The 18,982-nt window shown below is 67.1% G+C and carries 17 protein-coding genes; 12 read left to right on the forward strand and 5 right to left on the reverse strand.

Annotation, left to right across the window (positions count from 1 at the left end):
- Position 1: 1 nt before the first annotated feature.
- The 5 genes from L2Y94_RS09220 to L2Y94_RS09240 all read left to right on the forward strand — a co-directional run bounded on the left by L2Y94_RS09220 (position 2) and on the right by L2Y94_RS09240 (position 6,109).
- A complete protein-coding gene (locus tag L2Y94_RS09220) occupies positions 2–463 on the forward strand; it encodes a type IV pilus modification PilV family protein (protein WP_247374558.1) in 462 nt (153 codons plus the stop codon).
- Positions 460–1,122 (forward strand): prepilin-type N-terminal cleavage/methylation domain-containing protein, encoded by a 663-nt coding sequence (locus L2Y94_RS09225; protein ID WP_247374560.1) that lies wholly within the window; start codon positions 460–462, stop codon positions 1,120–1,122. The genes L2Y94_RS09220 and L2Y94_RS09225 overlap by 4 nt, the downstream gene beginning before the upstream one ends.
- Positions 1,123–1,154: 32 nt before the next feature.
- The gene (locus L2Y94_RS09230; RefSeq protein ID WP_247374562.1) at positions 1,155–2,024 is read left to right on the forward strand and encodes a type II secretion system minor pseudopilin; all 870 of its coding nucleotides are present in this window, start codon (positions 1,155–1,157) and stop codon (positions 2,022–2,024) included.
- Positions 2,025–2,106: 82 nt separating this feature from the next.
- Positions 2,107–4,386, forward strand: coding sequence for a type II secretion system secretin GspD (gene gspD, locus L2Y94_RS09235; RefSeq protein ID WP_247374565.1), 2,280 nt, complete (start codon positions 2,107–2,109; stop codon positions 4,384–4,386).
- A 67-nt stretch (positions 4,387–4,453) separates the two neighbouring features.
- Positions 4,454–6,109, forward strand: a complete 1,656-nt coding sequence (locus L2Y94_RS09240; protein WP_247374568.1) for a putative bifunctional diguanylate cyclase/phosphodiesterase — start codon at positions 4,454–4,456, stop codon at positions 6,107–6,109.
- Here L2Y94_RS09240 and L2Y94_RS09245 read toward each other — a convergent pair.
- On the reverse strand, positions 6,094–6,723 hold the full coding sequence (locus L2Y94_RS09245; RefSeq protein ID WP_247374570.1) for a hypothetical protein: 630 nt from the start codon (positions 6,721–6,723) through the stop codon (positions 6,094–6,096). The two genes, L2Y94_RS09240 and L2Y94_RS09245, sit on opposite strands and share 16 nt — an antisense overlap.
- Positions 6,724–6,854: 131 nt before the next feature.
- Between L2Y94_RS09245 and L2Y94_RS09250 the strand changes: the two genes are divergently transcribed.
- Positions 6,855–8,408, forward strand: coding sequence for a protein adenylyltransferase SelO (locus L2Y94_RS09250; protein ID WP_247374573.1), 1,554 nt, complete (start codon positions 6,855–6,857; stop codon positions 8,406–8,408).
- Here the strand turns inward: L2Y94_RS09250 and L2Y94_RS09255 are convergent, their stop codons facing one another.
- A complete protein-coding gene (locus L2Y94_RS09255) occupies positions 8,409–9,245 on the reverse strand; it encodes an alpha/beta fold hydrolase (RefSeq protein WP_247374576.1) in 837 nt (278 codons plus the stop codon).
- 137 nt (positions 9,246–9,382) lie between these two features.
- Between L2Y94_RS09255 and L2Y94_RS09260 the strand changes: the two genes are divergently transcribed.
- From L2Y94_RS09260 to sodC, 3 genes are all read left to right on the forward strand, one after another.
- A complete protein-coding gene (locus L2Y94_RS09260) occupies positions 9,383–10,441 on the forward strand; it encodes a class I SAM-dependent methyltransferase (RefSeq protein WP_247374578.1) in 1,059 nt (352 codons plus the stop codon).
- A complete protein-coding gene (locus L2Y94_RS09265) occupies positions 10,438–11,145 on the forward strand; it encodes a pseudouridine synthase (RefSeq protein ID WP_247374581.1) in 708 nt (235 codons plus the stop codon). Before L2Y94_RS09260 ends, L2Y94_RS09265 begins: the two co-directional genes overlap by 4 nt.
- A gap of 73 nt (positions 11,146–11,218) precedes the next feature.
- A complete protein-coding gene (gene sodC / locus L2Y94_RS09270) occupies positions 11,219–11,746 on the forward strand; it encodes a superoxide dismutase [Cu-Zn] SodC (RefSeq protein ID WP_247374583.1) in 528 nt (175 codons plus the stop codon).
- A 55-nt stretch (positions 11,747–11,801) separates the two neighbouring features.
- On the opposite strand, the gene L2Y94_RS09275 is transcribed toward sodC, so the two are convergent.
- The 3 genes from L2Y94_RS09275 to L2Y94_RS09285 all read right to left on the reverse strand — a co-directional run bounded on the left by L2Y94_RS09275 (position 11,802) and on the right by L2Y94_RS09285 (position 14,526).
- Entirely contained in the window at positions 11,802–12,869 is a 1,068-nt protein-coding gene (locus tag L2Y94_RS09275; RefSeq protein WP_247374586.1) for a GGDEF domain-containing protein, read from the reverse strand.
- A gap of 238 nt (positions 12,870–13,107) precedes the next feature.
- Positions 13,108–14,016 carry a CorA family divalent cation transporter gene (locus L2Y94_RS09280; protein WP_247374588.1) on the reverse strand — a complete coding sequence of 303 codons (909 nt, stop codon included), beginning with the start codon at positions 14,014–14,016 and terminating at the stop codon, positions 13,108–13,110.
- 84 nt (positions 14,017–14,100) lie between these two features.
- Positions 14,101–14,526 (reverse strand): OsmC family protein, encoded by a 426-nt coding sequence (locus L2Y94_RS09285; protein WP_247374590.1) that lies wholly within the window; start codon positions 14,524–14,526, stop codon positions 14,101–14,103.
- Between the two features lie 85 nt (positions 14,527–14,611).
- On the opposite strand from L2Y94_RS09285, the gene L2Y94_RS09290 reads away from it, so the two are divergent.
- From L2Y94_RS09290 to L2Y94_RS09300, 3 genes are all read left to right on the forward strand, one after another.
- Positions 14,612–14,902: a GNAT family N-acetyltransferase gene (locus tag L2Y94_RS09290; protein WP_247374592.1), complete on the forward strand. Its 291-nt coding sequence runs from the start codon at positions 14,612–14,614 to the stop codon at positions 14,900–14,902.
- A 260-nt stretch (positions 14,903–15,162) separates the two neighbouring features.
- On the forward strand, positions 15,163–17,238 hold the full coding sequence (locus tag L2Y94_RS09295; protein WP_247374593.1) for a S9 family peptidase: 2,076 nt from the start codon (positions 15,163–15,165) through the stop codon (positions 17,236–17,238).
- 290 nt (positions 17,239–17,528) lie between these two features.
- Positions 17,529–18,980 carry a putative bifunctional diguanylate cyclase/phosphodiesterase gene (locus tag L2Y94_RS09300; RefSeq protein WP_247374595.1) on the forward strand — a complete coding sequence of 484 codons (1,452 nt, stop codon included), beginning with the start codon at positions 17,529–17,531 and terminating at the stop codon, positions 18,978–18,980.
- Positions 18,981–18,982 lie beyond the last annotated feature (2 nt).

Consider the following 18,982-nt stretch of genomic DNA (forward strand, 5'->3'; position numbering starts at 1 on the left):
TATGCTGCGCATGAAGGAGGGTGACGCGATGCGAGCAGGCCCGGCGAAGGGGTTCAGTCTGCTGGAAACGCTGGCGGCGATGTTCCTGCTGGCCTTGTGCTTCGGTGCCTTGATGCAGGCGGCGGGCGCGTCCATGGCACTCAATGCCCGGGCCGCCGATTACACGCAGGCCTCGCTGTGGGCGAGCGGTCTCCTCGATCGGGTGTATGTCACGGAGTTTCCCTCGGTGGGCATGCACCAGGGGCGGTTCGACGACACCTACCGATGGAGGATGGCCGTGTCGGAGCCTTCGGCGGAAAAAAACATCGAAACGACCATGCCGATGCGAATTTACCGGATCGAACTCGTCGTCGAGTGGAGCGAGAAGGGAAAGCCCGCTTCGGCGCGATTCTCGACGGAGCGCACGGTGTCCGAGATTCGTGCGCGAAACGGTGGGGCGATTTCGCCGGGAGACGGCGGATGAGGCGATACGCGGGCTTCAGCCTGATGGAGACACTGGCCGCCCTGGCCTTGCTCGCGCTTCTTCTGCTGGGTGTCATGGCCTCCCTCGATACCATCGCCCGATCGACGCGAGCGAGTCTGGCGACGACACAACGGCTCGACGAAGTGCGTGCCGCGCAGAACTACCTCAGGACGGCGCTATCCGGCGCCCTCGCTTATCCATGGGCGCTGGATGCCGACAAGCGACCCCTGGTCTTCAGCGGCGACGTCCACTCGGCGATCTTCGTATCGCCCGGTCCCGGGTACCTGGCGAACGAGGGGCTGCAGCTGCAGAAGCTGTCGATCGAGGGAACGCCCGGAGACCAGCGCCTCGAAGTCGCCTTTGCGCCCATGGCGACGCGACAGTCGGCCCAGGTGGTCCCCTCGGTGCCGGAAACCCTCGTCGATCACGTGGTGTCGGGGCGCTTCACCTACAGCGGTATCGACGACCTGGGGCAACCGGTGACCTGGAGTGCATCGTGGCCGTACCGGCGACGCATGCCCACGGCGATCGGCGTGGAACTCCAACTGCGTGGTGGCGTGCGCTGGCCCGCGTTTTCCGTGCCGTTACGCATGGATCCGGTGGCGACGAACGTGCGTGAAGCGCTCGCGCGCCTCATGGCATCGGAGAAGCCACCTTGAACAGGCCTTTCCCGGCAGGAAAAGACAAGGGCGTGGCTCTTCTCGTCGTGCTTTGGGGATGCACCCTGGCGGCGATCACGCTGGGTGCGCTGTCGACCAGTGCGCATATCGAGGGTATGCAGGCGCTGGGGCAATACAAGCGAACGAAGGCATTCTATGCGGCTCAATCCGGCATGGAGCGAGCGGTATATCGACTCCGGGCAACGCAGCCTGCGCAGCGGTGGGCGGTCGACGGCAGGACGTACCGCTTTCGCGAAGACGCCGTCGACGTGGTCGTCAGCGTCACGGACGAGGACGGGAAGATCGACCTGAATCGGGCCTCGCCCGAAAGGATGGCGGCCCTGCTGAAAGCGGCAGGCGTGGCGCAAGGTGACGTGATGCGGTTCCGCGATGCGATCGTGGGTTGGGGAAAGCGCGGAAAGGCCTTCTCCGATTCGCTGCTCGCCGAAGGGGGCTTCACCAGCCTGGAAGAACTCAGGCGCGTGCCGGGCCTGCCCGCCGATGTCGTCGATCGGCTGGATCCGGCGTTGACGTTGTGGTCTTCGTCCGAGCCGAACCTCGCCCACGCGCCGCCCGTGGTCGTCGCCGCGGTGACGGGTGCCGGCATGGAGGCTTCGACGGCTTATGTCGACGACGTTCGCGACATGCGGCCGGGGAGTGACGTGTTACCTCCAACACCGGGGAACGAGGGCTCCTATAGCGCCTCCGCATCGTCGTCCAGCGGCACCGTGACCATCGTTTCGACGGCGACGGTACAGGACGACCTGGCGGTGAGCATCCAGGCCACCGTCATGCTCAAAGGCGATCCTGGCGATCCGCGCGCCTATCGTGTGGTTCGATGGCGGGAATCGGGATCGTCGCGTCGGTCGGACTCACCGGCGGACGCTTCCATCGGGCACTGAGGTGCCGATCGGGCACCGCATGAACTTGCCCCGCCGCGACTGTCCCTTGTTCCTGTCATCTACCGCTGCGACACTCCGGCGTATGCGCCCATCCCGTCTCTCCGCTTCGATCGCCCTGGCCGTCCTCCTGACCGGATGCTCTACGTTGCCGCAGCCGGGCGACGATGGTGCGCTGCAACGGGAAGCGCTCGCGGGCACCGAAAAGCCGGCCCCCCGATCCACACCCGTCGGAAGCGACCATCCGCCGCCGCCGGCCGTGGTAGCCCGGCCGGAGATCGACAGGGGCACGGGGCAATTCGTGAAGCCGGTAGGTCTGGCCAAGCCCAGGCCCGAAGGCGCGGGCACCGTCACCTTCAATTTCGAAAACCAGCCGGTCGAATCGGTGGTCAAGGCCATCCTGGGCGACCTGCTGCACGAGAACTATTCCATCGTCCCGGGCGTGCAGGGCAACGTGTCGTTCTCCACCTCGCAGCCGGTCACGGCCGAGCAGGCGCTTCCTATCCTGGAGACGCTGCTGTCGTGGACCAACAACGCGTTGGTGCGCACCAACGGACGTTACGTGGTGATGCCCTCGAAGGAGGCCGTACCGGGCAACGTGGTGCCGAGCATCGGTGCGAACGCGCCGGCCGGCGGCCTGCAGGCACGGTTGTACCCGCTGCATTACATCTCGGCCACCGAGATGCAGAAGCTGATCAAGCCGTTCGCGCGGCCGGACGCCACGTTGCTGGCCGATCCCACCCGCAACGTGCTGGTGATGGCGGGCACGTCCACGGAACTGGACAACTACGACCGCACGGTGAAGACGTTCGACGTCGACTGGCTCAAGGGCATGTCGGTGGGCGTGTTCAGCCTGCAACGCGCGGAGGTGAAAGACCTCACGCCCAAGCTCGACTCCCTCTTCGGCGAGAAGGGCAATACGCCGATGGCGGGCATGCTGCGCTTCATTCCCATCGAGCGCACGAACTCGCTGGTGGTGATCAGCCCGCAGGCGGACTACCTCGATGAAGTGCGCAGCTGGATCGATCGGATCGACCGGGGCGGCGGCAACGAGCCGCAGCTCTACGTCTACGACGTGCGCAACGTGCAGGCCGCGGACCTGGCCGATTACCTGTCGGACATCTACGGCGGCGGTTCGGGCGGTGGCCGTTCGGGCGACAGCGGCGGCAGGGTCGGCCCCGGCCTCACCTCGGGCACGCTCGGCGGCGACAGCGACCTGGGCAACCGTGGTGGCTCGGGTCTGGGCAGCACCACCGGCGCGTTCGGCAATACGCCATCGTCCACGTCCTCGTCGGGCCTGTCGTCAGGCTTGTCCACCTCGACGGGGTTCAACGGCTCCAACGGCACGGGTACGTCCGGCGGCATGGTCACCGGCGGACTCGGCGACGGCGGCTCCGGCGACACGGGGGGGACAGGCAATCGGCACGCCAGCGTCACCACCGACGAAGGCGTGCGCATTACCTCGGTCGACAACAACAACCAGCTGATGGTGCGTTGCCGTCCGTCGCAGTGGTCGGAAATCGAACAGGCCATCAAGCGCCTGGATGCCGTGCCGCTGCAGGTGCAGATCGAGACGCGCATCCTCGAAGTGCAGCTCAAGGGCGACCTCGAATTCGGCGTGCAGTGGTACCTCGAGGGCCTGGTCGGCGGCACCAACGGCTCGGTGGGCCAGCCGGGCAACAAGCAGCAGTGGGCGCTGGGCAACGCGGGCAACGTCTACAACCCGGCCAACGATGCCTTCTTCTACTCCTTCGTCAACAACAACATCGCCGTCGCGCTGCATGCGATGGAAACCAACGGAAACACCAAGGTGCTCTCCGCGCCGTCGCTGGTGGTGATGAACAACCAGAAGGCGCACATCCAGGTCGGCCAGCAGATCCCGATCACGCAGACCTTCGTCAACACCAACGCGAACACCGACAATACGTTCGGCGAGGTGGAATACAAGGACACCGGCGTGATCCTCAACGTGCGCCCGCGCGTGAACCCGGGCGGCCTGGTCTACATGAACGTGAGTCAGGTGGTGAGTTCCCCGGGCCCGAAGGATCCGACCTCGGGCAACTTCCCGATCACCCAGCGCGAGGTCGCCACGCAGGTGGCGGTGCAGAGCGGGCAAACCGTGCTGCTGGGCGGCATGATCCAGCAGAACGACGTGCTTTCGGACACCGGTATCCCGGGCCTCAACCGCATACCCATTTTCGGCAGGTTGTTCGGTTCCACCTCCCGTAGCCGCGACCGTACGGAACTGCTGGTGCTGATCACGCCCAAGGTCATCACCGACGGCAGCGACGCCAAGCAGGTCACCGACGAATACCAGCGCAAGTTCGAGTCCCTGCGGCCGCTGCTCCACCCGCCGGCGGGCTGACAACGCATACGCTGGCATCACGGGGACCGCCGCAGATTGGTCCGGTCCGTTCGTCGGGGGGCAACGCGTGATCCAAGATCTGGCCGGCTGGTCCAAACTGCTGGAGTTGATGCCGACGGCGATGTTCGTCCGCGACGCGGACCACCGCTGGGTGTTCGTCAATCGCATCGGATGCGAGTACCTGGGACTTTCCCCGACCGACGTGCTGGGCCGGCGCGATGAAGAGGTCTTTCCCAGCGACCAGGCCGAGCGTTTCAGCCGGGGCGACGACGCCGCGTTGCGTGGCCACGAAGTGGTGGAAAGCGAGGAAGTGGTGGCCGACGCCCACGGCCGCTCGCGCACCCTGCTCACCCGCAAGACCTGTATCGAACTCGAGGGCGCGCCACACGTGCTGGCTTCCGTCACCGACATCACCGAATTGCGTGAGTCCGAGGCGCACGTGCGCTGGCTGGCATGCCACGATGCCCTGACGGGCCTGGCGAACCGCACGACGCTCTTCAGCAAGCTCGACGCCGCGGTGGCCCGGGCCGCCTCCGGCGGTGGCAACTCGGTGCTGTTCTACCTCGACCTGGACGGCTTCAAGAAGGTGAACGATACCTACGGTCACCACGCCGGCGACGAACTGCTGGTGGCCTTCGGCACACGGTTGCGCGGGGCCGTCCGCTCGGGCGACACGGTAGCCCGGATCGGCGGCGACGAATTTGCCATGCTGGTGGAAGACGACGGCACGCTCGATGTCGACGAACTGGCCCACCGGATGCTCGAGTTGGCGGCCAGGCCTTTCGAGGTGCTGTCGTCCACGGCGTCGGTCGGTGCCTCCCTGGGCGTGGTCCACCTCGGCGCCGACGCGGTGGCCGCGGGCGAGATGATCCGCAAGGCGGGCAGCGCGCTCCACGAGGCGAAAAAGCGCCCCCATCGCCACGTCGTCTATACCGACCAGCTCGACGAGGCGTTGAAGCGTCGCCACGAGATCGAACGCGCCTTGAACGCGGCGTTGTCCACCGGCGAGGGCCTGGGCTGCCACTACCAGCCCATGGTTCGCGCCAGCGACGGCAAGGTGGTGGGCATGGAAGCGCTGGCACGCTGGTGGCATCCGAGGCTCGGCGTGGTGCCGCCAGCGCAGTTCATTCCCCTGGCCGAGGAAACCGGCCTCATCGTCCGCCTCGGCGACTGGATGCTTCGCACGGCGTGCGCGCGGCTGGCCAGGGTGCCCGGGCTGTTCGTGGCGGTGAACGTCAGCGCCGTGCAGCTTCGCGACGAGCGGTTCGGCGCACGCGTGCTGGACGTGCTCGAACAGACCGGCCTGCCGCCGGACCGTCTCGAACTGGAAATCACGGAGACCGCCATCGTCAACGCCGATGGCGCCGCCTCGCAGGCCTTGCGCGGACTGCGCGCGAAGGGGGTGCGCATTTCGCTGGACGACTTCGGCACGGGCTATTCCAGTCTCGCCCTGCTGAAGGATCTGGAAGTCGACAAGGTGAAGATCGATCGCTCCTTCGTGCAGCAGGCCACGCTGGCCGACGACTCGGCGGCGATCGTCCGGGCCGTGTCCAACCTGGGCGCGGCGCTCGGCCTGTGCGTGGTGGCCGAAGGCGTGGAAGACGAAGCGCAGCACCGCTTCGTGCGCGAAGCGGGTTGCGACGAACTGCAGGGTTACCTGTTTTCCCGGCCGGTGCCGGAAGACCGCATCGAGTGCGTGAGCCGGGGCTATTCGTCGGAGTAGCCGCCCGAGGGCATGGGCCAGGTGCGGCGCAGGTCCGGCATGCCGGGCATCGAGGTGGGTTGCGGCAAGGGCAGCGGCAAGCGCGTGCCCTGGTCGCCGGTGGCGTCGCCGACGATGGCGATCACGCAACCGCCGCTCTCCTGCGAGGTGCCGAAGGACAGTCGTCCCCATGGCATCTGCATCACCGTATAGCGGTTGGGCAGCATCGAGGGGGCCCGGGGCAGGTTGGTTTCCGAGGCGCCGACCGGATGGAACAGGTCGGAGAGCTCGGCCCGCGCGAAGCAGGGGCGCTGCTCGAGCTGGATGGAGGTGAAGCGCACGATCGGCACGTCGCCACCCTCGTCGAACCCGCGCGCTTCGAAGGCGCTCACCCGGTAGCCGTCGCGGGTGACGAACGGCTGGCTGCGCACGATCTGCGGCGGGGCATCGGCCGTGGGGTGCAACCCGCCGGGCAGCTTGTTCGAGAGCAGGTCCATGGCATTGGGCAGGGTGCCCATGGTGCCGTTGATCAGTTCCACCAGCGTCTTGTCGCTGCGCGGCACTCCGGCCACGGGCTCGGCGCCGGAGGCCGGGGCGAGCAGGGCGAGCAGGGCGGCGAGGGCGTGCGGGCGCATGCGTAACAGGCTGGTCGAGGGTGCGCTAGTTTGCACGAGTTATCGCGGTTCGGGAGGGAAAGATGTCCCGGAGGCCTTGCATGGCGCGCCGCCGCCCGGATATTCCCCGTAACGTTCCAGCGTGCCGCCCGATGACCGACCTTCGCTTCGACAACGCCTTCGTCCGGGATCTTCCCGCCGATCCCGACACGGGCGACCAGCCCCGCCAGGTGGCTGGCGCGGCGTTTTCCTGGGTGAAACCCACGCCGGTGGCGGCCCCCCGGCTCATCGCCGTGTCGGAGGAGGTCGCCGGCATGCTCGGGCTGGACGTGTCGCGAAGCGATTTCGCGAGCGTCTTCGCGGGCAATGCCTCGTGGCCGGGCATGACCGGCTACGCCATGGCCTACGGCGGGCATCAGTTCGGGCACTGGGCCGGGCAACTCGGCGACGGCCGTGCGATCGGCTTGGGCGAGGTGCTCACCGCCGCCCACGGTCGGCAGGAGATCCAGTTGAAGGGCGCCGGACGCACGCCGTATTCGCGCGGGGGCGACGGCCGGGCGGTGCTGCGCTCGTCGATCCGCGAGTTCCTGTGCAGCGAGGCGATGCACCATCTGGGCGTGCCGACCACCCGCGCGTTGTCGCTGGTGGCCACCGGCGACGAAGTGATCCGTGACGTGCTCTACGACGGCCACCCGGCTCCCGAGCCGGGCGCCATCGTCTGCCGCGTGGCGCCGAGCTTCCTGCGCTTCGGCTCCTACGAACTGCCTTCGGTACGTAACGACATCGACCTGTTGCGTCGCCTGGTGGACTTCACCGTCGCCACGCATTTCCCCCAGGTCCACGCGCTGCCCGAGGCCGAACGTCTTGCCGCGTTCTTCATGGACGTGTCCGAGCGCACCGCGCGGCTCATGGCCCACTGGATGCGCGTGGGTTTCGTGCATGGCGTGATGAACACCGACAACATGTCCATCCTCGGCCTCACCATCGACTACGGCCCCTACGGCTGGATCGACGATGTCGATCCGGATTGGACGCCCAACACCACCGATCGCGCGCATCGTCGTTACCGCTTCGGCCACCAGCCGGCGGTGGGCTGGTGGAACCTGCAACGGCTGGCCCAGGCGCTGTCGCCGCTGTTCGCCGATGCCGCGCCCCTGCAGGCGGGGCTGGACCGCTACGTGGCCGTGTTCGAGGCGTGCGACCTCGCGTTCTCGGCAGCCAAGCTCGGCCTCCTGCGATCGCGCGAGGGCGATCAGGCCCTGGTGGACGACCTGCGCGGGCTGCTCGCCGAGGGGGGCGTGGACATGACGCTGTTCTACCGGAGCCTGGCGTCACTGGATCTGTCCGCGCCGAGGCCGGATACCTTTGCGGAAGCCTTCTACGAAGCGAACCGCCGCGCGGCGGTGGAAGACGGCTTCCGTGGATGGTTGTCCCGCTATGCGAAGCGCGTGCACGAGGACGAGGCGACCGAGGCCGAGCGTCTTGCGCTCATGCACGCGGCCAATCCGCGCTTCGTGCTGCGCAATTACCTGGCCCAGCAGGCCATCGATCGCGCGGAGCGGGGCGACGACGAGGGCATCCATGAACTGCTCGATACCCTGCGCCGCCCGTATGACGAGCAGCCGGGCCGCGAGCACCTGGCCGCGCGCCGACCGGAGTGGGCGCGCGACCGCGTGGGCTGCTCCACGCTTTCGTGCAGCAGTTGATTACTTCGCGATCTTCTTCGCGAAGGCGAGCAGGTCGTCGTTGAAGCGATCCTGGTGGGTCACCACCAGTCCGTGCGGGGCGCCCTCGTATTCCTTCAGTTCCTTGTCGCCGCTCTTGACCATGTGGATGCCGGTGCGCGCCGCGGCGTCGATCGGTACGATCTGGTCGTCGGTGCCGTGGATCCACAGGAACGGCACGTCGATCTTCTCGAGATCCGGACCGTAATCCACTTCGGAAAACTCGTGGATGCAGTCGAGCTGGCCCTTCAGGCCGCCGAGCATGCCCTGGCGCCAGAAATCCTTGCGGGCGCCCACGGAAACCTTCGCACCCTCGCGGTTGTAACCGAAGAAGGGCAGGGAGAGGTCTTCGTAGAACTGCGCGCGGTCGTCGAACACGCCCTTGCGGATGCCATCCATCGCCGAGAGGTCCAGCCCCTTCGGATACTTCTCGCTCTTGACCATGCGCGGCGGCACGGCGCCCACCAGCACGACGCCGGCGACGCGCCCGCTGCCGTGGCGGCCGACGTAGTGCGCCGCTTCGCCGCCGCCGGTGGAATGGCCGACGAGGATGATGTCCCGCAGATCGAGGTGTTCGATCAGCGTGTTGAGATCGTCGGCGTAGGTGTCCATGTCGTTACCGTCCCAGGTCTGCGACGAGCGGCCATGGCTTCGGCGGTCGTGGGCGACGGCGCGGAAGCCGTGCTTCGCCATGTGCACGATCGACGGCTCCCACGCGTCGCCGCTCAGCGGCCAGCCGTGGCAGAACAGCACGGGCTGGCCCTTGCCCTGGTCCTTGTAGAAAATCTCGGCACCGTCTTTGACTTTGACGAAGGGCATGGCGGGTCTCCAGTGAAGGTGGTTCGAGTTGCAATGATTGCGCACGGCGCGATCGGGCTTCTTGCATGAAAGTCGCCAAGCGTCCGCCAGAAGCTAGAATGGCGGTTCGCCTCTTCCCGCCATGAGCCTTCGCTCCCGTGTCAGCCGGTTCCGCCTCCGATGCCGCCCTCGAAGCCCTGTTCGTCCCGTTCGACACGGGCGAACTCGCCTTGCCCGTCGAGGGGGGCGTGACGATGTTGCGCGCACGAGACGGTTTCGCCCTGCGTGAAAACCGGCGGGCGGGATGGCTGTTGCAGCAATCGTTCAAGCCGGCGGCCGATGCCCTCGCGCGCTCCGGATTCGACGTGGCGCCCGCACCGCCCGGCGGGCGCTACCCGCTGGTGATGGTGTTGCCCACGCGCCAGCGCGAGGAGACCCGGGCCCTGTTCGCGCAGGCCATGGCGCTCAGGGCCGAACGCGGCATCGTGGTGGCCAGCGTGGCGAACGCGGAGGGCGCGAAGACGGCCGAGGCCGATCTCGCGCAGTTGGCCGGTGGCGTGGCGATGCTTTCCAAGCATAAGTGCCGGGTCTTCTGGACGCGTCCGGATGCCGAGGCCGATGCCGCGCTCGCCCAGGCGTGGCTGGCGCTCGACGCGCCGGTGGCCGTCGCCGAGGGCCGTTACGTCAGCCGTCGCGGCCTGTTCGCCTGGGATCGCGTCGACGTCGCGTCGGCCTTGCTGGCGAGCGTGTTGCCGGACGATCTCTCCGGAAAGCTCGCCGATCTCGGCGCGGGCTTCGGTTACCTGGCGTGCGAAGCGTTGGCGCGTTGCCCGGGCGTGATCTCCGTCGATCTGTACGAAGCGGAAGCGCGCGCGCTCGAACCCGCACGCCGCAACGTGGCCTCCGCCATCGAACGCCGCGGACGCGAGGTGGCCGCCGCCGTCCATTGGCACGACGTGACGCACGGCGTGGCGCGGGATTTCGACATCGTGGTCTCCAATCCGCCGTTCCACCAGGGCAGGGCGGGCGAGCCCGACCTCGGCCGCGCGTTCATCGCCGCGGCAGCCGGTGCGCTTCGTCCGGGCGGCCGTTTCTGGATGGTGGCCAATCGCCACCTGGCCTATGAGGCGACGCTGGAAGCCCATTTCGGCACGGTGCGTACCGTCGTCGAACGGGATGGATTCAAGGTGATCGAAGCGAAGGAGCCCCGTCGATGAAACTCGTGCGCCTGTTGGCGAACCTCGGCTACGGCAGCCGTAAGCAGGTGGCCATGATGTTTCGCGAAGGCCTCGTCACCGATGCGGCCGGTGAGGTGCTCTACGCCGACGACAAGGTCGAGCATGCCGACGTGCGCTTCGACGGCGAGCCCCTCGACCCGCCGCAGGGCCTGGTGCTGATGCTGCACAAGCCCACGGGCTACACCTGCTCGCGGAAGGACGTGGGCCGCCTCGTCTACGACCTGCTGCCGCCGCGCTTCGCGTTGCGCAACCCCGTGCTGTCCACCGTGGGACGCCTCGACCGGGATACGTCGGGACTGCTGCTGTTCACCGACGACGGCGGCCTGCTGCACCGGATCATCTCGCCGCGCGCGTCCGTGGCGAAGGTCTACGAGGCGGAGCTGGCGGCGGACCTGCGTGGCCACGAGGGCGGCATCTTCGCTTCCGGCACGTTGATGCTCGACGGCGAGAACGATCCGCTGGAGCCCGCCACGCTCGAGGTCCTGGGCCCGCGCCATGCGCGGCTCACCCTCACCGAAGGCCGCTACCACCAGGTGCGCCGCATGTTCGCCGCCGTCGGCAACCACGTGGAGGCCTTGCGGCGCACGGCGTTGGGTGGCCTCTCGCTCGACGGACTGCCGCCCGGCGAGTGGAGGCCGCTGACCCCGGGCGACATCGAGAGCATCTTTCGCCAAGGCGCGTGACGGGTGGCGTGGACGCGATGTCCACGCGGAGTGCAGTATCCCCCGACGACCTGAACCTTTTGAGGAGTGCACGATGAAGAAGATCGCGATCGTCGCGGCGGGCCTGTTCGCCTGTGCGGCGGCCCAGGCGGCCGAAAAGAGCGTGGTGGTGCCGATGACCATGGTGTCGGCCGACGGCAGCGGCACGTCGGTGGGCGAGATCACCATCACCGAAAGCGCGGGCGGCCTCGTGTTCACTCCCGACCTCAAGGGCCTGCCGGCGGGTGAGCATGGGTTCCACCTGCACGAGAAGGCCAGTTGCGCCCCGGGCGAGAAGGACGGCAAGAAGGGCGCCGCCCTGGCGGCCGGCGGTCACTACGATCCCCAGCATACGGGCAAGCACGAGGGGCCCGAGGCGATGGGGCACGAAGGTGACCTGCCCAAGCTCACCATCGGTGCCGACGGCACCGACACCACGGCCGTCACCGCGCCTCGCCTGAAGACGCTGGCGACGGTGAAGGGGCATTCGCTGATGATCCACGCCGGTGGCGACAATTACTCCGACCAGCCCGAAGCGCTGGGCGGCGGCGGGGCCCGGATCGCCTGCGGTGTCGTGAAGTAAGCCTCGGCAACCGAGGGCTTTCGTGGGAGCCGACAACGTCGGCTCCCACGGTGACTCAGAACAGGTCGATGCTGCCCAGCGCCACCGGCGCCAGTTCGCCGGTACGCGACAGGTTCTCGTAGCCATGCACGCTGTTGCGTCCGTTCTGCTTGGCGTAGTACAGCGCCTTGTCCGCCCGGTCCAGCACGATCTCGGAATAATCGTTCTCGGTGATGCGGGCGTAGCCGATGCTCACCGTGACGTGGCCCACCTGCGGATAGGCGTGCTCGGCCACGTAACGGCGGAAGCGGTCGAGCGCGCCGTGCGCCGTTTGTTCGTCCTGCGCGGCCAGCAGCATCACGAACTCCTCGCCACCGAAGCGGAAGAGCACGTCGCCCTGGCGAAAATTGGTGCGCATCTGCTGGGCGAGCATCAGGATCACCTCGTCGCCGTAGACGTGGCCGTAGGTGTCGTTGATCCGCTTGAAATGATCGATGTCGAGGATGGCGAGGTACACCTGGGGGCCGTCGCCGGATACCTGGCGACGCTCTTCCCGGCCGTCGGCGAGCGCGCGGGCCCTCTGGCGGCGCTGCTTGAGCATGCGCTGCAGCCGGCGGTCGAAGCTGCGCCGGTTATAGAGACCGGTGAGCTTGTCGCGTTCGCTTTCGTTGAGCAGGGCGATGTAGTTGCAATAGATGCGGGCAAAGCCCTCGACGAGCGCGCGGACACCGTTCAGGCCTTCGTCCGATTCGAGGGTCAGCGCGCCGATGGCGGTCTGTTCGCGCTTGATGGGAATCACCAGCCGGTGCAACCCGGCCGGGGTCACGTCGCTGACGGTCTTGAGGGTTTCCATCGCGCGCGCGATCGTCTGCACCGATTCGTCGTCATGCGACGGATCCATGGCCTCCACCACGAACGCACCGTCGGCACCATGGGTGCAGGCGACGACGGTATCCACGGGAAACTGCACGCTCTCGCCACGCTTGCACAGCATGACCGTCCTGACCTTCACCAGTTCGGCCAGCGACAGCACGAGGCTGTGATCCAGCGCATCGATGTCGCGGTGGTGGGTGAACTCGGCCACGGAGGCGAGCAATCGGGAATCGGGTACGTGACCCGGCGGAACGGGCCTGGATGACCTCATGGACGCGGCTTCCCTGCGACGTGGAACAGGCTAGAAACGGACACCGAGCACTTCCTCCCAGAATGGGCCCGCACCAAGGCCCGAACCTCGCGTCAATGGATAGCCCGCCTGGCGGGGCTTGCAGGGGCTAGCGGCCGGGGGAGCGCGAACTTTAGGGCAAAAGAGGTTGGATTGTAAAAAATGTGATGCACTTGGGGTTTACAGGTCTTCACGAAATGGTCCTGAATGGAGTAGGCGATCAGTCGCCCGACCACCATCCCCGCCATTTGAAGAACAGCACCGGCAGGATCATGCTGATCACGATCACGCCCAAGGCCATGGGGTAGCCCAGCGGCCAGTCCAGTTCGGGCATGTGCTTGAAATTCATGCCCCATATGCCCGCGAGGATGACCGGGGGAATGGTCGCCACCGAAGTGACGGTAAGCACCTTCATCACGTGGTTCTGGTCGGTGCTGATGAAGCCGAGGGTGGCGTCCAGCACGAACTGGAGCTTGTTGGTGAGCTGGTCGTCGAACTCGTCGAGGGTCTTCAGGTCGTGGTCGACCACGCGCAGGCGCACTTCCACCAGGTCGGACATCCAGGTGGGTTTCTTTGTCTTCACGAAGGAGACCACCCGCTGCACGCCGAGCATGGAGGAGCGGTTGCGGGCCTGGACGCCTTCGAGCCGCCCGACCTCGAGCATGCATTCGCGCAACACCGGCGTGCCCAGGCGGGTCGGCGTGAACACGCGGTCGGAGAGTTTCTTGAGTTCGGCCGAAACGTCTTCCATGTTCTGCGCGGCCAGGTTCACGATCGCTTCCACGAGGGTCGCGAAGACGTCGCCGCTCGTTTCCCAGTGATGCTCATGGCAACCCTCCGCGGCCAGTTCGAAGGCGCGCGAATCGGAGAAGCGCAGCGTCATCATGACGTGGGCGGTGATCACCAGCCCGATCGGCCCGGGTTTGTGCCCATTGCGGGTATCCGCGAAATACGGGATCGACAGGTACATCGTGTCGTCGTCGTCGGTGCGGATGCGACTGGAGAGCGCGAGATTGGCGACGTCGGACCGCTCCGGCACGCGCAGGCCGGTGGCTTCCGCGGCCCACCGCCGTTCCTCGTCGGTGGGGTCGAACAGGTCGATCCATGCCGGGGTGGCAGGCTTGTCCATGCCGGCTTTCCATGCGATCGCGCGCTGGCCGTAAGCGTGAATGGTTAGCACGTGCGGTGTAGTCCTCGAATGGGCCGCGCCAGTCTACGCTTCCAGCGTGGCATCCATGCTGATGTCGGCGTTCAGCACCTTGGACACGGGGCATCCTTCCTTGGCTTGCCTGGCGATCTTCTCGAAGCCGGCCTGGTCGGTGCCGGGCACCTGCGCCTTCACGCTCAGGTGCACCTTGGTGATCGAAAAGCCTTCGCCATCCTTTTCGAGGGTGACGTGGGCCTTGGTTTCGATCTTGTCCGCGGTGAAGCCCGCGTCGCCCAGCATCAACGAAAGGGCCATGGTGAAGCAGGCGGCATGCGCCGCGCCGAGCAGTTCCTCGGGATTGCTGCCCGGGCCGTCCTCGAAGCGAGAGGCGAACCCGTAGGGGGCCTCCTTGAGCACGCCGGTCTGCGTCGAGATCACGCCCTGGCCGTCCTTGATGCCGCCTTTCCAGATCGCCGAACCCCATTTCTTCATGGCACCCGCTCCCGTCGTCGAAAGATTCGCTTGACGCTACCCCCCCGTACATCCAGAGAATGCGAAGGCACCCACGGAGACTCCCATGAACGACTCGCCCAAGCCATTGGAAATCGTCCACGACGAAAAGCAGCACACGTTCTCGACGGTGGTCGACGGATACACCTGCGAAATCGATTACCTGCTCGACGGCACCACGATGGTGATCACCCATACCGGCGTGCCCGATCCGGTGGGCGGGAGGGGTATCGCCAACCTGCTGACGCGTTTCGCGGTACAGGTGGCGCAGGCGAAAGGCTGGACGATCCGGCCGGCGTGCTCGTACGCGGCCACCTGGTTCAAGCGCAATGCGGAATACGGTCACTTGTTGGCCTGATCGCGCCCGGGATTCGCCGATACGATCGGCTCCCACCCCTTCGGTAGCCAGGTTTCCTCGAACGCCCGACGGAGGGTGGGCGCCGGTCGTACCGGCAAATGTCGAATTCGGTAGCCAGGTTTCCTCGAGCGCCCTACCGAAGGGGTGGGAGCCGATCGTATCGGCGAATGTCGGAGCGAGCGGGCCCCGGCCGACTATCGCGTCAGAACTTACACACGTGTTAGGTTTCACGCATCCTACACACCCCGAGGGGCCGAACGATGCGTAACACGTGGATAGCCGCCGCCATGGCCCTTGCCTTCGCGGGCGCCGCGCATGCCGGTAAGGCCCCCGCCACGGACAAGCCGGATCAGGCCCCCACCGACCCGCGCATCGCCGCCATCCTCGAATCGCTCGGCAAGGTGCGCACGGTCCAGTCGGTGGCGATGTCGCCCGACGGCAACCACCTCGCCTGGGCCGTGAAGACCGGCAAGGGCACCGCCATCGAAATCGCCGACGCGGACGGCCAGAAGGCCCATCGCCTCACCGCCACCAAGGATTGCCGCGAGGGCTCGGTGGCCTGGGCAGCCGACTCCCGTCACCTGGCCTTCCTTTCCGACTGTGCCGGCAACAAGCCGGGCATCGAGGAAGGCAAGCAGAACGACATCTACGTGGCCGACACGGCCGGCAAGGCCGCGCCCAAGCGGCTCACCCAGTTGAAGGGCTACGTCTCCAGCCTGTCCTGGCGTCCCGACGGCAAGGCCCTCGGCATCCTTTACGTACCCAACGCCACCCGCCGCGCCAGCGCCACGGCCGCGGCCGGTCCCCAGGTGGGCGAGATCGGCGTGGACAACATGGAGGTGCAGCAGGTGGCCATGGTCGACGCCAGCGGTGGCGCGGCGCGGGCGATCACGCCCGAGGGCATGCACGTCTACGAATACAGCTTCTCCGCCGACGGCGGCCGCATCGCCTACGTGGCCGCGCCGCCGCCGGGCGACAACAACTGGTGGGTGGCCAAGCTCTACGCCACGTCGGTGAACGGCGGCGACAAGCCCGTGACCCTGGTGGACACCAATGCCCTGTCCGGCCCGCTGAAGGATCTGCAGATCGCCGTGCCGCGCTTTTCGCCCGACGGTTCGCGCATCGCCTTCATCGGCGGCCTGATGAGCGACCAGGGCTCCACCGGCGGCGACATCTGGACGGTGCCCAGCACCGGCGGGGCCGAACCGGTCGACGTGACCCCGGGCATCCAGACCACCCCGGCGTGGTTCGCATGGACCGGGCCGCAGAACCTCGTCGTCTCCGAGGCGGCGGCGGGCACCAGTCGCGTATCGAGCTACGAACTGCCGGCGCAGGGGGCGGCCAAGGCCACCACGCTGTTCGAAACCCCCATGTCGCTGGGCGACGGCCGCCTCTCGATGTCGATCTCGCTCGACGAGAAAGCCGACAAGGCCGCCTTCGCCGCCAGTTCGTTCGAGCAGGGCTACGAAGTGCACGTGGCCGACCTGGGCGGTCATGCCGCGCCCAAGGCCGTCACCCGCTTCAACGCCGGGCTGAAGCCGATGTGGGGCAAGGCCGAGTCGATCACCTGGACCAACGAGGGCCATGAGGTGCAGGGCTGGCTGCTGTATCCGGCCAACTACGACGCCAAGAAGCGTTACGGCATGATCGTCTCGATACACGGCGGACCGGCGGCATCCGTGCTGCCGCGCTGGCCTGGCGTGGGCTACGGCGCGGCGCCGCTGTCGGCCCTGGGTTATTTCGTGTTCATGCCCAACCCCCGGGGCAGCTTCGGCCAGGGCGAGGCGTTCGTGCAGGCCAACCGCAAGGATTTCGGCTACGGCGACCTGCGCGACGTGCTCGCCGGCGTCGACGCGATCGAGAAGAACCATCCGGTGGACGACAACCGGCTGGGCCTCACCGGTTGGAGCTACGGCGGCTTCATGACGATGTTCGGGGTGACCCAGACCCAGCGATTCCACGCGGCGGTGGCGGGCGCAGGCATTTCCAATTGGCAGAGCTACTACGGCCAGAACCTCATCGACCAATGGATGAAGCCCTTCTTCGGCGCCTCGGTGTATGACGACCCCAACGTCTACGCCAAGAGCTCGGCCATCAACTTCATCAAGGACGTAAAGACGCCGACCCTGGTCGTGGTGGGCGAGCGCGACGCCGAATGCCCCGCACCGCAGTCGTTCGAGTTCTGGCATGCGTTGCGTGCCCAGGGCGTACCCACCTCGCTGGTGGTCTATCCCGGCGAAGGCCACGGCTTTGCCCAGGAAGCCCACCGACGCGACGTGCTGGCGCGTGCCCTGGCCTGGTTCGACCGCTACCTGCCGGCCGACGAAGGGCACTGAAACGGCCTCGTGCCGGACGTGAAGCTCGGCACGATTGCGTTTTTTCGCCGACCCATCATCATTCGAGGGTGGGTCGGTCGCGCCATCCAAGGGAAGCGTTCCGGCAGGGCTGGTCAGGAAAAGCTAAAGTCGGAGGCGGGGATGGCCGATACTCCAAGGGAATCCGTGTTCCGCGACCGGCCTGCCGCCGGGTGTCCCGGCGCGGTCGTTTTGACATCGGGTGATTTTGCGGACCGGGCCGGCGTGCCTCGGTCCCGTGACGTGTCCCCCAGGCAGGGCCGGAGCGTGGCGTGCTGACACAACTTAGCGTCGAACCGGCCTGGTTGATCGCCCTGGCCGTGGTCTGCGCCGCGGCCGCGGTGGCGATCTTCTGGCTCATCGGGCAGCATCGCCATCTTTCCCGGCGGCTGAAGGATCCCCGGCAGCACGCGGGGCACGCGCTGGCCTTCCACGCCTACCACGACAACCTCACCGGGTTGCCGAACCGTGCCTACGTCATGGAGGCGCTCGAACAGGCGCTGGCCGGCCCCGGCGCCGAATCGCTGGCGGTGATGTTCATCGACCTCGACGGCTTCAAGTCCATCAACGACACCCTCGGCCACGAAGCCGGCGACGCCTTCCTGCGCGCCGTGGCCACTTCGTTGCGCAGCAGCGTGCGCGATCGCGACACCGTTTCGCGTTTCGGCGGCGACGAGTTCGTGGTGGTGGTGCAGTCGTACGGCGGCATGGAAAACCTCGTCCGCGTCTGCCGCAAGGTGCTCGACCTCGTCTCCCAGCCGGTGAACGTATCGGGCCAGTTCGTGGCCGTGAGCCCGAGCATCGGCGTGGCCGTGGCACCGAAGGACGGCACCCTTGCGCAGACCCTCATCCGCAACGCCGACGCGGCCATGTACGCGGTGAAGGAAACCGGCAAGGCCGACTTCCGCTTCTACGAGGAAGGCATGCTCGAGCAGGCGCGGGAGCGGCTGGCGCTCACCGTCGAACTGCGCGAGGCGTTGCAGCGCGGCCTGCTCGACGTCGAATACCAGCCCAAGCGCAATCTCCAGGACGGCAGCCTCGCCGGCGTGGAAGCGCTGGCCCGCTGGCACCATCCCACGCGCGGCGACGTGCCGCCCACCGTCTTCGTGGCGATCGCCGAGCGCTCGGGCCTGATCCACGCGCTGGGCGAATACGTGCTGCGCTCTGTGCTCAACCAGATCCTGGCCTGGGACGCGGCCGGGCAGCGCATCGACTACATCGCCATCAACCTGTCCATGCACGAACTCAGCCGGCCGGCCTTCGTCGAAACGCTGCATCGCGCGGTGCGCTCGTACGGCATCGATCCCACGCGCATCCGCTTCGAGCTGACCGAATCCACCGCCATGCGGCAGCCGGAGGAAACCCTGCGCCAGCTGGTGAAACTCCGCTCGCACGGCTTCGACCTGCTCATCGACGACTTCGGCGCGGGTTACTGGAACCTCGGCCATCTGCGCGAACTGCCGATAGGCACGATCAAGATCGACCAGTCGTTCGTGCGCGGCAGCGATTCCAACCTGGCCGACCGCGAGATCACCGAGGCCATCGTCGGCCTGGCGAAGAAGCTCAACATGCGCACCATCGCCGAGGGCGTCGAAACCGAGGCCCAGGCCGACTGGCTGCGTAGCCTGGGGTGCGACGTCGGGCAGGGGTATTTCTTCGCCCGTCCCATGACCGCCGCCGCGTTCAGCCGTTACCTCGATCCGTCGGTCGCCTATGCCGGTTGACC

This window comes from Luteibacter aegosomatis (assembly GCF_023078455.1).
Taxonomy (GTDB): Bacteria; Pseudomonadota; Gammaproteobacteria; order Xanthomonadales; family Rhodanobacteraceae; genus Luteibacter; species Luteibacter aegosomatis.